The organism is Pseudoalteromonas byunsanensis (assembly GCF_001854475.1).
GTDB lineage: Bacteria > Pseudomonadota > Gammaproteobacteria > Enterobacterales > Alteromonadaceae > Pseudoalteromonas > Pseudoalteromonas byunsanensis.
On sequence record NZ_MNAN01000032.1, the window covers coordinates 92695 to 107224 of the forward strand.

The 14530-nt window shown below is 43.7% G+C and carries 7 protein-coding genes; 1 reads left to right on the plus strand and 6 read right to left on the minus strand.

Annotated elements, in window-relative coordinates; genetic code table 11:
- Positions 1–68: 68 nt before the first annotated feature.
- The 6 genes from BIW53_RS12395 to BIW53_RS12420 form a co-directional block, all read right to left on the minus strand.
- Positions 69–2492 carry a glycoside hydrolase family 15 protein gene (locus BIW53_RS12395; protein ID WP_070992339.1) on the minus strand — a complete coding sequence of 808 codons (2424 nt, stop codon included), beginning with the start codon at positions 2490–2492 and terminating at the stop codon, positions 69–71.
- 9 nt (positions 2493–2501) lie between these two features.
- A complete protein-coding gene (locus tag BIW53_RS12400; RefSeq protein WP_070992340.1) occupies positions 2502–3995 on the minus strand; it encodes an MFS transporter in 1494 nt (497 codons plus the stop codon).
- A 2-nt stretch (positions 3996–3997) separates the two neighbouring features.
- A complete protein-coding gene (locus BIW53_RS12405) occupies positions 3998–5887 on the minus strand; it encodes an alpha-amylase family glycosyl hydrolase (protein ID WP_070992341.1) in 1890 nt (629 codons plus the stop codon).
- A gap of 109 nt (positions 5888–5996) precedes the next feature.
- Positions 5997–7802 (minus strand): glycoside hydrolase family 13 protein, encoded by a 1806-nt coding sequence (locus tag BIW53_RS12410; RefSeq protein ID WP_217495712.1) that lies wholly within the window; start codon positions 7800–7802, stop codon positions 5997–5999.
- Between the two features lie 54 nt (positions 7803–7856).
- The gene (locus BIW53_RS12415) at positions 7857–9350 is read right to left on the minus strand and encodes a tryptophan halogenase family protein (protein WP_070992342.1); all 1494 of its coding nucleotides are present in this window, start codon (positions 9348–9350) and stop codon (positions 7857–7859) included.
- 79 nt (positions 9351–9429) lie between these two features.
- On the minus strand, positions 9430–12252 hold the full coding sequence (locus BIW53_RS12420) for a TonB-dependent receptor (protein WP_070992343.1): 2823 nt from the start codon (positions 12250–12252) through the stop codon (positions 9430–9432).
- A gap of 652 nt (positions 12253–12904) precedes the next feature.
- On the opposite strand from BIW53_RS12420, the gene BIW53_RS12425 reads away from it, so the two are divergent.
- Positions 12905–14524, plus strand: coding sequence for an alpha-glucosidase family protein (locus tag BIW53_RS12425; protein ID WP_070992344.1), 1620 nt, complete (start codon positions 12905–12907; stop codon positions 14522–14524).
- Positions 14525–14530: the final 6 nt, after the last annotated feature.

Here is a 14530-nt window from a genome sequence, read left to right on the forward strand (position 1 = left end):
TATAAAAACGTAAAAAAACAGCAGACATTGGTCTGCTGTTTTTTTATCTTTCTTCTAGTACGTTGCTACTAGTTAAGCTTTTGTTCCACTATCGGGTAGTGATCCCACACTTGCTTATCAGCAAGCGAGCGAACCAGCTTAATATATTCTGCATGAGTCCAAGCAAGTGGAGTCGCTGAGTTTGTTCCCTCACCAAATTCATATCCATGAGGATTTACACCAACATTGTCCCAGACCTGCTCTGGCAGCATCATGCCCTCGTTTGCAAACAGTTCCATGCCTTTTACATAGGTTTGCTTAATAAACTGCATTTTTTGCGTCGAGAAACTGTTGTTTAACGAGGCCGATGCAATTTCGTAATGCCCACGCTCACCGGTGAAGAAAGGCCATACGCGACCGCGCTGTCCAGGTGTATTTTGTCCACCTTCAGCGTAATTGCTACCTGTTACTTCGTCTTCGCCATAACCATCATTACCATAACGACGATATCCAGGGAAACTTCCCTCAACACCATCGAAAGTAAAGCTGTATTTAACACGTAGGTTGTCAGCCATGCTTTCATCTTCATACTCAGGCAAGGTCGCCAAAATACTCGGCGCGTCAGCAGCACGCACACCATAGCGTACTAGCTCTAAAAAGCCACCATCAATAATGGCTTTCTTATTCATCCCTTCTCGGCCATTATTGCTATTTATTTTACTATTGCTGTTCGGATCAGAGTCTTGACCTATCCTGAAAAAATAGCGTCCGTCACTTGCCTGACTTTGAGCCAATTCTTTAAGTACACCCTTGCTTGTGAACATGAATGCTTCAACTTGCTTATCATATTGCTGCGCGACTTCAAGATATCGCTCAGCCGCGGCAATATCACCGCTGCGCTTAGCTATTTCAGATGCGCTTACCAAACCGGAGATCACCGCCGCAGTAGTTGATGGAGAGTAGCCATTTTGCTCTTCCCAACGCTCCTGCTGCGTGCTTGGCGGTGTAATTTGTGTGTCATTCCATAGGATCTTGGCCTTGCCGCCATGCACCAAAAAATCAGCCGCTGGTTTAAGCATTTTGGTATACCAGTAGCTGAGCTCTTTTTCGCTCAGCACCTTCGCCTGATAAAGCTTCCAAGCAAGCATAATAGGCATAGCGGTTTGATCTAACTGTACACCAACCCACTCAAGCTCGCCGTCCACATGTGTTTTTTGTAAAAACCAACCAGTATCACCTTTATTACCTGGTGTATCGTCTTTCACTTGTACTTTTTCTAAATATTCGAACGCAGTTTTGGCTGTGTGAGCATCGCCCATTGCCATAAACGCCATCGCAACTTGATAGAAATCTCGCACCCATACAGCCTTGTATCCGGTTGAACCTTCGACCGCTGATACGGTATCACCCCATGGGTTTGATAGTGAAGCAATCAAAGCCCCTGCATAGGTTTTGTCTTCTTGTGCTTTGAGCACCATGGCGCTGGTATGTAGCAATTTACCTTGATCTGCACTAAATTGTGTTAAACGCTGTAGTGGGGTTAACTGTGATAGATAGGCTTCCCAGCCGCCATTATAGGCATCGAGTACCGCCTGATAGCCTTTATTGAGTGTTTGTTCGGCTTGCTTGGCACTTTGCGCCTGTGACTTACCAAAACTCAATACAAAATCAAACTGTGCAGACTGATTAACTTCACCTAACATACCGAGTAGACTTACGTTACCCGCGGTTTCACCTGTGGACGTGTAAGATTGTGCCAGCTGTTGCTTGCGCATCAGCGATGTTAAATTATCACTTTTTCCAGTAAAGCCTACCGATGCTTGGGCAAAACCACCTTGTGCCTGCATGGTAAGGTAGTTATCACCTTCATTGGCAACCAAGCCTTTGGTCGTGACTTTTGCAAAGTCATTCACGCCATTATTATTAATGTATGGATTTGCCGAAACATATGCCTGCATAGGTGATTTGAGCGCACTGTTGATTTTCGTGCGTACAAACAAACTTTGTCCGTCAGGGTCCGTAAAAACATGTTTCTCCAGCACAAAACGACCTTGTTTGTCTTTACTGGTGATTTTGTATGCCAATGACAATGGTCGGCCCGCTGAGTCTTTATGCAGATAATCAACACTCACATCTAGAGCGTCAACATCACTTTCTTTGACGCTAAATGCATTGCCCTCATCATCTGTGCCGATGACTACCATTTGTAAGTCTTTTAACTGCGCTTGGTGGATCAACCCAAACATGGTTTCTGTTATCATGCCCTTAGCAATTGAAAACCAAACTTTTGATACTTCGCCAGTAAGCGCCTGATCACTGTATTGACCATCTTTGTAGGCTTCGTATGAAGTACCAATGCCCGTTTTTCCCGAATAAGCCCAAAATGGCTTATCCCCAGGGGCACCCGGCGCAATAGTATCGACATCAGTTTGACTGTTGTAAGTGGCATTCCCACAACCGACCAGACCCGCAGTCAGTAATGCAATCGTGAGTTTATTTATCGTTGTTCTCATTTTGTTCCCCTAGGCGGTTTGGGTTTTAACACGCAGCACAGATACGGCAGCAAAAATAAATGACACACCCCCTATCATTAACGCGTAGATAGGTTGATTATCAAAAAGGTGTCTTAGGATGAGGCCCAGAATACTGGCAGCTAATAGCTGAGGGATCACGATAAAGAAATTAAAAATTCCCATGAAAACCCCCATTTTATTGCTAGGCAAAGAGTTGCTTAGCATCGCATAAGGCAAAGACAAAATGGACGCCCAAGCAAACCCCACACCTATCATAGGCAGCCACAGTAGTTGTGGTTGCTGAATAAACATAAAGCTTATCAAAGCACCTGCGCCGAGTAATAAATTTATACAATGCGCCCATGCAAGCCCCACCCTTTTAACTATCATTGGAATTGCAATAGCAGCTAAGGCTGCAAAGCCGTTATACGCGGCAAATAATACTCCAACCCAGTCGGCTCCATCGTTATAAGCCTTAGTGGTTACATCTGTTGTCGCATAGTGAAAGCTAGTCACCGCGGAGGTAGTGTAAATCCACATAGCAAACAATGAGAACCAACTGAAAAATTGTACAATTGCAAGTTGCTGCATGGTTTTTGGCATAGTGAACACGTCATAAATCACCTGATAGAAGCCACCGCTAACACGTTGCTTATTTTGTAAAAACCCAGCGATAAGTTGCACCAAAGCGAAGCTCAATAATAATGCCGCCAACAAATACAGCTCTTTTTCCATTTCCAGTGCCACTACACAACCAAGTAAGCCACCTCCAAGTAACGCAAATACAAGTGCGCCTTTGGCAAAGTTAATCACTCTAAGTGGCTCGCTCGTTAGAGCTGTATCGCTAGTTTGAGTATCAAACTTAGCCAATTGCTCTGGAGTGTACTCTTTGGTTTTAATCACGGTCCATGTCACTGCCGCAAATAAAATGGCACCACCGAAGTAAAAGGCATATTTTACAGATTCGGGAATTTGTCCCTCACTGGCGGTATTGCTAATACCAAACCAGTTAGTCATCATCCAAGGTAATGCAGAGGCAACAACAGCCCCAACTCCGATGAAAAAGCTTTGCATGGAGTAGCCAGTAGCGCGCTGCTTTTCATTCAGGTTATCACCTACTAACGCGCGAAAAGGTTCCATTGTCACGTTTATAGAAGCATCCATGATCCATAGCACACCAGCCGCAATCCATAGTGTTGGGGAGTTTGGCATGATGAACAACGACAATGTTGTTAAAATAGCACCATACAAAAAGAAAGGACGACGACGCCCTAAGCGTCCCCAAGTTTTATCACTCCAGTAGCCTACAATAGGCTGTACGATTAAACCGGTTAGTGGCGCTGCAACCCAAAGAATGGGAATATCGTCTACTGATGCACCTAATGTCTGAAAAATACGGCTTACGTTGCCATTTTGCAGCGCAAAGCCGAACTGAATGCCCAAAAAGCCAAAGCACATATTCCAGATTTGCCAAAAGCTTAAATTCGGTTTTTGTTGTTGCATGGCTAATCCTCAAGTAAATAAACTACGCTTGCGCGTGGGGCTAAAGTAATCATAATTTGCCCATCCTTTATCTTTTTCACGGGATGGTCTTCTAATAAATCACGAACAACAGTGTCGGCGTTGTGCTGCCAATCACTGGGCAATTTCAAACTGAATGTATGTGATTTATTTGCATCAAAGTTGCTGGCAACCACCATTTTTTGTGTTGCATAATGACGAGCAAACGCCAAAACACGCTGTCTGGCATTGGTATCTTCACTGTTAACTTCTACTGGCAGTAAATTCCCCGCCACCACGACAGGTAACGTGCTGAGCGACATCAACTTAACGTAATAGGCGCGTAACGCTTGCTGCCCTTGTGTTAGCTGACCGCCATCAAACTTGCCGCCATTCATCCAGGCTTGATGGGCTGGTACACCAATATAGTCAAAAATACTCGTGCGACTGGGCTTTCCAAAACCAGCATCTTGTGAGCCTTCTTCACCCACCGTTTGTCCAAAATACAACATTGTTGGTGCTTTGCTGATCAGGTGGGATACCACCATGGCGGGTTTTCCCATGCGCGCATCACCTGCAAATTCAGCACTGGCAATACGCTGTTCATCATGGTTCTCTAAAAAGTGCAACATGTGTTTGGAGATGTCCTGAACACTTTGATGTGCAGCTAATACATCCTGCGCATGGCCTGTTTGCTGCATTAACGCTTTCAAGCTGTCGTAAAAGCCAACTTTGTCATACAAGTAGTCCATCTTCCCTTGTTGGATATAATCACGATAAAGCGCTGGGTTATATACCTCTGCAAGGATGAACGCTTCTGGGTTTTTCATTTTGATCGAGGCGTTTAAAAAGCTCCAAAACTCTACCGGCACCATTTCCGCCATATCATATCGAAATCCGTCAACCCCTCGATTCAACCAGTAATAAGCAATATCGCGAAACTTATACCAGCTATCGGGTAAATCATGCTGTTGCCAAAATTCGTAATGGGCCTGAATATCACGCTGTGCATAGTCCTTCGGCAGGCGCACAAAGTCATAGCTGCCATCGGGCTTCACACCGTAATTAACTTTAACAGTTTCATACCAATCATTGATATCAGGCTGGGCCGTACGAGCACCATTTCCTGTCCATTTGGCGGGAGATTCTTTAAATTTACCGTCACTTTTAGGATGCGTTTCGTCCCCCAAAGGCTGATAATCTAAAGAGCTTGGCACCTTAAAGTCTTCACCCACAACATAGTAAAAGTTATTATCCCGTGCGTAAGTTTTTGAGGTGTCATCATTTTCACCAAAGTCTTTAACACCTTCTGGAGCCGACATCGATTGATAGTTACGAGCAACATGATTGGGTACGATATCAATGATCACCTTCATACCCGCTTGATGGGTACGTTCAATCAATGCATCAAACTCAGCCAAGCGCTGACTTGGGTCTATTGCCAAGTCAGGATTAACATTGTAATAGTCTTTAACGGCATAAGGTGAACCAGCACGACCTTTTACAACATCAGGATCATCAGCAGCAATACCAAACTTGCTGTGATCGGTCACCAATGCATGGTGTAACACGCCGGTATACCAAATATGGGTCGTACCAAGTGCTTTGATTTCTTGTAAGGCTTTGGGTGTAAAGTCCGCAAACTTACCCACACCATTTTGCTCCACTTTGCCCCAGGGCACATTCGCGGTTTGCTGATTTCCAAATAGGCGCGTGAATACTTGGTATACCACAGGCTTACTGACGGTTGCTTGAGTGCTTGTCGATTTGCCCTGTTGGCTAGTCTGAGCGTTTTGCTGCGGCTCAGTACAACCGAGTATCAACACACTGCACGCGGCACTCAATGCCGAATATCTTAGCTTGTTGAACACAGCCTTAGATTTTAGATTTCTCATTACACTTGTTGTCGCTTGTTGTTGTCATAATGTGGCGTATTGCAGTCTACCTTGGCTTATTACTGAGGTTGAACCTTCTGCATACGTATTCAGGGCAAGGATTCATAACCTAGTCATGCTTTAGCAGTAGCACTTTTGAGCCCATTTTAGGTATTTCCATACTTTCCGACACATTAGTCTTCACATTATTCAGTAAATCTTGCGCTGTTTTTACGCCTTGAAGTACTTCTTGATAACGCGTCATGTTGATGGTTGTTGACGTTTGGTTCTTATTAAGTAACACCAATATACTGTGTGATTTATCGCGTCGAATGTAGCTGTATACTCCATCATAGGGACTAAAGTGCACCAGTTCGCCGTCGCTCAATGCGGAGTATTTTTTCCTTAACTGAGCCAAGGTGCGCACATGTCGTTGCATTGCGTGTTGCTCTTTGCTCAGTCCTGTTCCTGATACCGCATCTTGCTTGTGGCCTTCGAACCCGCCAGGGAAATCAATTCTAATATCGCCATGATCATGTGAGCCGGTGTTATCAAGTAAAACCTCACTACCATAGTAAATTTGTGGAATCCCCCGAGTCGTTAACAATAGGGTCATGGCCAATTGTGTTTTTTCTACGTCTTGACCCAACTCAGTAAATATTCTGCTCATGTCATGATTGTCTAAAAATATCAGTAAATTATTGGTGTCAGGATACAGAAAATCATTGGCAATGGATTGATATACTCTCACCCATCCGGTGTTCCAACTTTCCTCTTCATTCAGAGCCTTGACGAGCGCTTCTTGTAGCGAAAAATCCATCACACTCGGCAAGTACGATATGTAGCCATCCTGATTCACCTTGCCACGTTGCCAGTATGAAACGGTCGCGGGATTAGTGCTCCACTCTTCACCGACAATATTGAAATTGGGATATTCATTCATTACACGTTCGGTCCACTTGGCAAGAAATGCTTTATCTGAATAAGAGTAAGTATCCACGCGAATTCCGCTTAAGTTGGCATATTCCACCCACCAAATAGCATTTTGGATCAGATAGGTCGCCAAAAGTGGCTGACGCTGATTAAGATCTGGCATGGTGGGAACAAACCAGCCATCATTAAATTGCTTCTTATCAAACTCACTAGCATGAGGGTCTTGAATGGTTTGTCTGGCATGGCTCGTGCCACTGAATTCACCACCAAAGTTAAGCCAATCTCGTGTTGGTTTATCCTTAACCCACCAATGATTTAAGCCGCTGTGATTGAGCACCATATCCATGATCACACCAATCCCTCGACTAGCCGCAGCTTGTGTAAACATACGATATTGCTCATTGCTCCCCATGCGAGGGTCGATTTTATAAAAATCAGTCATTGCGTAACCATGGTATGAATATTCACTCATGTTATTTTCACGCACTGGAGTCAACCACAACTGTGTGAATCCCATGTCTTTAATGTAATCCAGGCGTGCAATGATCCCTTGCAAATCGCCCCCATGACGTCCGCCTTTAAAATCGGGCCGAGCCTGTTCATACAGCCCTTTAACACTATCATTATCGGGATTGCCATTTGCGAACCTATCAGGATTGATGAGGTAGATTATGTCTTTAGTAGAAAACCCTTGACGCGCGGCGCTTTGGGGGTGGCGGGTGAGAAGTGGGTAGCTAAGCACATCTGTTGCGTGCTGATAACTTACATCAAATTGCAATTCACCTGCTTGCGCACTTTCATCGATGTGTAAATTAATAAAGACGTAGTTATCGCTGTCACCACGCTCTACTCCTAACAGCTTTACCCCTTCATAAGGGCGTAGGCTGACCTTGGCATTGGCGACGTTGGCCTGACGAATCATAATTTGCAAATCTGGGTGATGCATACCCACCCACCAATTTTGTGGTTCAACTTGGTAGGCTTTTAGTGCTTCATGACGCATTAGGCTGCACGCTACGAACAAGAAATATAAAACTGCTAGATGAACTTTCATAGATTAATTATCCGCCAAAAATTGCTTGTGTGTTGGCATGGCAGCCACGGTTTGCTCGATTAGGGTTCTGAGACTAGTGAATAACTCTTGTCTTTGTTGATCCGACAACGCATGTAATAACGGATGTAACTGCTTTGGCTTTAGCCCTTGACCAATAAACACTTGTTGCCAAGCTACTTCGGCGAATAATTCGTCATCTTCACGAAGTAACTTACCCGTTTCTTTGAACAGAGTTATTTTTTGTTTTAAGCTGGCGGGGATCTCCATATCTTGGCATTGACGCCAAAAATCTGAATCATTACGATCATTGAGCTTGTAATGCAAAATGATAAAGTCACGAATACGTTCAAATTCAGTTTTCGACTGTTGGTTATACAAGGCTACCTGACAGGCCTCGATGCCATTATGAGGAAACAACTTAACTAAACGTACAATGGCAGTTTGAATTAGGTGAATACTGGTTGATTCAAGGGGCTCCAAAAAGCCACTTGATAAGCCTATCGCCACAACATTTTTATGCCATGGCGTAATTCGTCGCCCAGTTCTAAAACGAATTAACTTAGGTTCAGCTAAAGCTTTACCTGGTAAATTACTAAGCAGCTTTTCTTTGGCTTGCTCGTCGCTCATATGCTTACTGGCGTAGACTAATCCGTTGCCAACTCGATGTTGTAGGGGAATTTGCCACTGCCAGCCAGCTTCATGGGCAATAGAGCGAGTATAAGGCGCAATCTCCGTGTTTGCGTGCTCACAAGGAACCGCCAAAGCACTATCACAAGGTAGCCAATGCGACCAGTCTTCAAACCCGCTGTTAAGGGCTTTATCTATCAACAGAGCGTGCATCCCCGTACAATCAATAAATAAATCGCCCTGTACCTGCTGACCATTGACCAACTTAAGCGCTGCAATGTTACCCGAAACTTCATCTTTAATTACTTGCTCAACTGTACCTTGAATATGACATACGCCCATTTTTTGCGCATGTGAAGCCAAGAAATTAGCGTATAAACCAGCGTCAAAGTGATATGCGTAAGAGGTTCCCGGTAGTTTGGTGCCCGGTATCGTATTGAGCTTGGAAAATTTATGATGTTTTGCAGCTTGGTAATTTAAAGAGTAATCCCAAAAGTCTCCACCAATGCCTTGGTGTTGAGCATACAGCCAATGATTGTGAAATTCACAAAATGGAAAGTCTTTGCCGATAGCCCCAAAAGCGTGCATATAGCTGCTATCTTTTGTGCCCCAACCTTCAAATTGAATGCCAAGCTTAATGGTCGCTTTTGTCGCTTTCATAAACTCGGCTTCGTTGATACCCAGCGCGCTGTTGAAAGGCTGTAAAGGTGGAATGGTCGCTTCACCAACACCAACTGTGCTTATGTCCGCTGACTCTAACACGGTTATATTGATGAGCTTCCCCATCACTTTGGCTAAAAAAGATGCACTTAACCAACCCGCGGTTCCCCCTCCAACAACGACAACATTTTTAATCTGCTGAGTAGACATAAAACAACCTCACCTTAGCTTGAAACAAAAAAGCCCTTGTGATTAAGACAAGGGCTTTGCTTTATTCGCGTGTCAGCGATTAAAACTTATAACTTAAACCTAGCATGTAAGTGCGACCATAATCTTGGTAGTCACGTACTTGCAGGGCATTATCACCAGAAAGCGCAGTAAACGGCTCTTCTGTGATGTTTTGAATTTGGAAGCTTACCGACAAACCATCTAGTTGCTCAAAGCCACCTTCACCAAAATCATACCCGAACTGTGCGTCCCAAATGGTTTCGCCTAAAATATCAACTTGGACAGTTTTAAACCCTAGGCCGTATACATCACCTTTAAACTCACTACGCTTACGCATACTTGTACGAGCTTGGAAACCGTAGTTCTCGTAATAGAATGTTAAACTTTGAATACTGTCAGACAAGCCTGGTAGTTCGTACTCATTGCCGTTAGGGTCATTGATATCTGACTTAACCCCTGTATGGCTGGCAATAATACCAAAACCTTCAAGGCTATCGTGGAAGATATTAAACGGTAATGCAACCGATAGTTCATAGCCCCAAAGATCACCACCACCGCCATTGACTTTACCTTTACCTGAACCTCCAGCATTGGGTGGAACTTCACCAGATACAGGGTCAACAACACCAGTCATATCAATTTCATATGTTCCGTCAAAGATCCATTCTTTTAGTTCTTTATGGAACAACGCAACGGAGAAATAACCTTCGGCACTGAAGTAGTTTTCATACGTCAAGTCAAAACCAATTGCTTCTTTTGGTTCAAGCGTTGGGTTACCACCTGATACTTCCCAGTTATTGCCATTCTCATCAGGGCGCTGGTTGTATTTAGCACTGATAGACGCATTCATCTCATCAAGACGAGGGCGAGAAATTGTTTTCGCAGCACCAAAGCGTACCGTTTGCATTTCGTCAAGCGCAACGGATAAGTTCAAGCTTGGTAATAAATGTGAGTAATCATGCTCAACGTGAGTTGGTGTAGTAACCACTTTGCCACCAACGGTGTTGAAAGCATTACCTTTACCAGTTTGTTCAGTTTTTACGTAGCGTAAACCCGCATTACCTGTCACAGGGAAGCCTGCGATTTCAGCATTGATATTTGCTTGTACAAAGGCTGCCGTCACCTGCTCTTCTACCTTCCATGACATAGTAGCATGGCTTGGATTAGTAAGGCTTTCTGCCAATAAATCAAACTGCCCATCAGCAACCATTGCACGTGAATCATATGCAATCATGTCACCCATGCCGATAAAGTCTAAGTTTGCACTACCTAGTCGATATTGCTCTGGAACAGTTAACATACCTGGGTTATCTGGGTATGAGAAATCCGCTACTGTCATAAAGTAACCTTCTGACATTTTAGACTTCTCTCGGTCGCGGTACGACAAACCAAACTCAACACTACTGACAAATTCATTATCTAGCGCTTGCTTTGCTGCAAATTTCAAGGCATTTAGTTCGTCTTCAATGGTCGGCGCGTTAATGAAACCATCCTGTAGCTGGTTTTCATATGGATGATATTCATAATCACCATCAGCATTTTCTGAGCCAACAACACCATATTTTTCGTTAAGTGCTGAACTCCAGCCCCAAGATAATGGACCTCCAATTTTGATTAAGTCATAGTCGCTGTAATCTAATTCATGGCTGAATTGTGCACCCGTGTTACCGCCAGAGAATGTATAGCCAAGGTTATCTGCTTCGCCTCGTTCATTACCACGTCCAGTACCTGAATAGCTCTCTAAGCTCCAAATTTTCTTTTCTACACTCGAGTGACTTGCGTCAAATTCCAGCGTTAAAGATTCATTCACGTTGTATTTTGTATTGAAGCCAAAAGCACTTAATTCAGCTTCACGGTCTTCATAGTCATTACGTACTACAACGCGTTGACCTTCAGTAACAGCGCTAGTAACAAAACCACTTGCTGCATCAACTGTTGCTGATTGTCCAGAAATAGAGCCTTGGCCCCATGCAAATGGAATTTCAATCCCGCGTAAGATTTTTTCGTCTTTAAAGTCAACATATAAGGCATCGAAAACCATAGATAGGTTATCGCTAGGGGCCGCTTCAAATACGAACATCACAGAGTCACGCTCAAGCGTTGATGAGCGAACAAATGGCTTAGCACCACCTAAGATTGAGTATTGCTTACCATCGGCTTCAAATTCTGGGTAACCCCATGCATTCCAGCGTTTCTCCTGGTTTGGCGAAGTCATGGTTGTTAATGCCAGTGCCACACCAATTGTGTCATCGGCAAACTTGTCTACATAAGAGAAAGTACCACGCAAGCCTGCATCTTCACCATCTGGGTTCAGCTTATCAAAGCTGGTTTTTTCATACATGGTATTTAGTTGGAAAACACGCTCATCAACACTCAATGGTTTAATAGTTTGCATGTCGATAACACCGGCAATACCTTCCGCTTCTAGATTTGCACTGGGTGTTTTATAAACAGTAACGCCGCTCATTACCTCTGAAGGGTATAAGTCAAACTCAACGCCACGGTTGTCAGAGATAGAAACTTGTTCGCGACCATTAAAGGTTGTAGCACTCTCATCTTCACCGAAACCACGTACACTTACTTTGCTGGCACGGCCATCAAGACGCTGTGCTGTTAACCCTGGTAAACGAGCGATTGACTCAGCGATTGAAGAATCAGGTAATTTACCTATGTCTTCCGCAGAAATTGATTCAACGACTTCAGAAGAAAAGCGCTTCGTGTTGATTGATTCAACAACGCTGGCACGAAAACCTTTCACTTCTATCACTTCTACTTTTTGATCTTCTTGTGCTTTTGCAGTTTCTTCAGCTGCATACGCAGAATGTGAAACAACACCTGCACTAATCAGTGCCAGTGTAAACATACTTGGTTTGAACATAGACATAGTGTTTTATCCCAATTACCCAATTTATACCGAAACATCTTTTTCTTATCTGCTTGCTTGGATAACAAGCGCATTGATGTCCAGCTACTTTTGTTGTCAGGATGCATATTAGCGCTGAGCCAATTTTATAAACAACTTTATGCATACGTATTCAAACTATAGCTAACTTCACTGGGTTTACATTTATTTCACACAAAACCAGGATAACACTCTGTTTTAAAAGAAATTAATATATTTGAAAAGTGAAATTTCTGATCACAAATATATAGCGGATTTTTGCTGCAAACTTAACCTGATTTCTTTTTTATGTCACAAAAAAGTAATAGCATTAGCACCTCACATCTGTTGATCTTTTTACAATGATAAATTGGTCTTACCATTCACATCACCCTTGCCATGAAGAATATTAGGGCCAAATAGCTTCCCTCCCCAGACAAGGCACAATTGGTAAACTTTTCTTACAAAAACAACATTAGCTTTTCCCCGTTTTATTTTTGCCTCCAATTTCGGTATTTACGATGCATACGTATGCAACCTTTTTACAGTATTTGGGCGATAACGTATGCTTTTTGCCATAAATGCCCCATGTTGGTTCGGTTTATATAACTTCCTTCATAAATGGCAGTATTGAGCAGAAACTTGGAGAATATACATGGCTCAACAGCAATGGTGGAAAGGTGCGGTTATCTATCAGATCTACCCTCGCAGTTTTCAAGATACAAATGGCGATGGTATTGGCGATTTGCCAGGGATCATAAATCGATTAGATTATATAAAGTCACTTGGCGTTGATGCCATTTGGATTTCACCGTTCTTTAAGTCTCCCATGAAAGACTTTGGCTATGATATCAGTGACTACCGCGATATCGACCCAATGTTTGGCAATCTAGATGATTTTGATACTTTAATAGCACAAGCACACCAACGTGACATTAAAATAATTATTGATCAGGTACTTAGCCACACATCTAACGAACATCAATGGTTTGTCGAAAGCCGTGAAAATACCAGCAATGATAAAGCCGATTGGTATGTTTGGGCGGACGCCAAACCTGATGGTAGCGCTCCGAATAATTGGTTATCTATCTTTGGTGGTACAGCTTGGCAATGGGAACCAAGACGCTGTCAGTACTACTTACATAATTTTTTAACGGAACAACCGGATCTGAACTTTCACAACCCAGACGTACGCCAAGCAGTGCTAGATAATGTGGAGTTTTGGCTTAAAAAAGGCGTTGATGGCTTCCGTTTGGATGCAATTAATTTCTGTTACCACGATGCACAATTACGCGATAACCCTGCTAAACCAAAGGAACTTCGCCAAGGTCGAGGATTTAGCGAAGATAACCCCTACGCTTTCCAATATCACTATTACAACAACACTCAGCCGGAAAATTTGTCATTTATGCAAGAGATCCGCAGCTTGTTAAACCGCTATCCTGGTACAGTTAGCTTAGGTGAGATCTCATCAGAAGATTCGCTGCAAACCATGGCAGAATATACCGCCGATGGCGATAAGCTGCACATGGGTTACAGCTTTGAATTGCTCACAAAAGACTATAGCGCGCAATATATCCGCGAAACAGTTAGCACGTTAGAGTCCGTAATGACACAGGGTTGGCCATGCTGGGCATTCAGTAACCATGATGTTGAGCGAGTTGCAAGCCGCTGGAACTCAGCTGGTGATACCGACCCTAAACAAGTTAGTATGCTAACCGCATTACTTGGCTCACTGCGGGGCAGCGTTTGTATGTATCAAGGTGAAGAGCTAGGGTTGGGTGAGGCGCAGGTTGCTTTTGAAGATCTTCAAGACCCATACGGCATTACTTTTTGGCCTAACTTTAAAGGTCGTGACGGCTGTAGAACACCCATGCCATGGCGGATGGAGCAACCCCATGCAGGGTTTAGCACTCAAGCACCTTGGCTACCTGTTGAGCAGCAACATCAAGCACTTGCGGTTGACGTTCAGCAGCAGGCGGAAGACTCAGTTTTAAGGCGCTTTCAACATTTTATGGCATGGCGAAAAACGATGCCTGCCCTGCAATATGGTGATATTGAGTTTATCGACACACCTGAACCGGTGTTAGCTTTTTATCGTCGCTATGAGCAACAGCGCATATTGTGCGTATTTAACCTAAGTGGCGAGTCACAAACACTCAAGCTAGAGGACAAAGTTAGCTCTGAACATACTGAGTTACAGCACCATAATTGTACGCTTAGCTCTGGCATTCTAAGCATGCCAAGCTATGGCTGCTACTTTGCAGCGGTGTGATTGCAT

What these genes read in the sequence shown, in the direction of transcription:
- BIW53_RS12400 (WP_070992340.1), bottom strand. Translation starts at nt 3,995, where the DNA reads ATGCAACAACAAAAACCGAATTTAAGCTTTTGGCAAATCTGGAATATG.
- BIW53_RS12395 (WP_070992339.1), bottom strand. Translation starts at nt 2,492, where the DNA reads ATGAGAACAACGATAAATAAACTCACGATTGCATTACTGACTGCGGGT.
- BIW53_RS12410 (WP_217495712.1), bottom strand. Translation starts at nt 7,802, where the DNA reads ATGCGTCATGAAGCACTAAAAGCCTACCAAGTTGAACCACAAAATTGG.
- BIW53_RS12420 (WP_070992343.1), bottom strand. Translation starts at nt 12,252, where the DNA reads ATGTCTATGTTCAAACCAAGTATGTTTACACTGGCACTGATTAGTGCA.
- BIW53_RS12405 (WP_070992341.1), bottom strand. Translation starts at nt 5,887, where the DNA reads ATGAGAAATCTAAAATCTAAGGCTGTGTTCAACAAGCTAAGATATTCG.
- BIW53_RS12415 (WP_070992342.1), bottom strand. Translation starts at nt 9,350, where the DNA reads ATGTCTACTCAGCAGATTAAAAATGTTGTCGTTGTTGGAGGGGGAACC.
- BIW53_RS12425 (WP_070992344.1), top strand. Translation starts at nt 12,905, where the DNA reads ATGGCTCAACAGCAATGGTGGAAAGGTGCGGTTATCTATCAGATCTAC.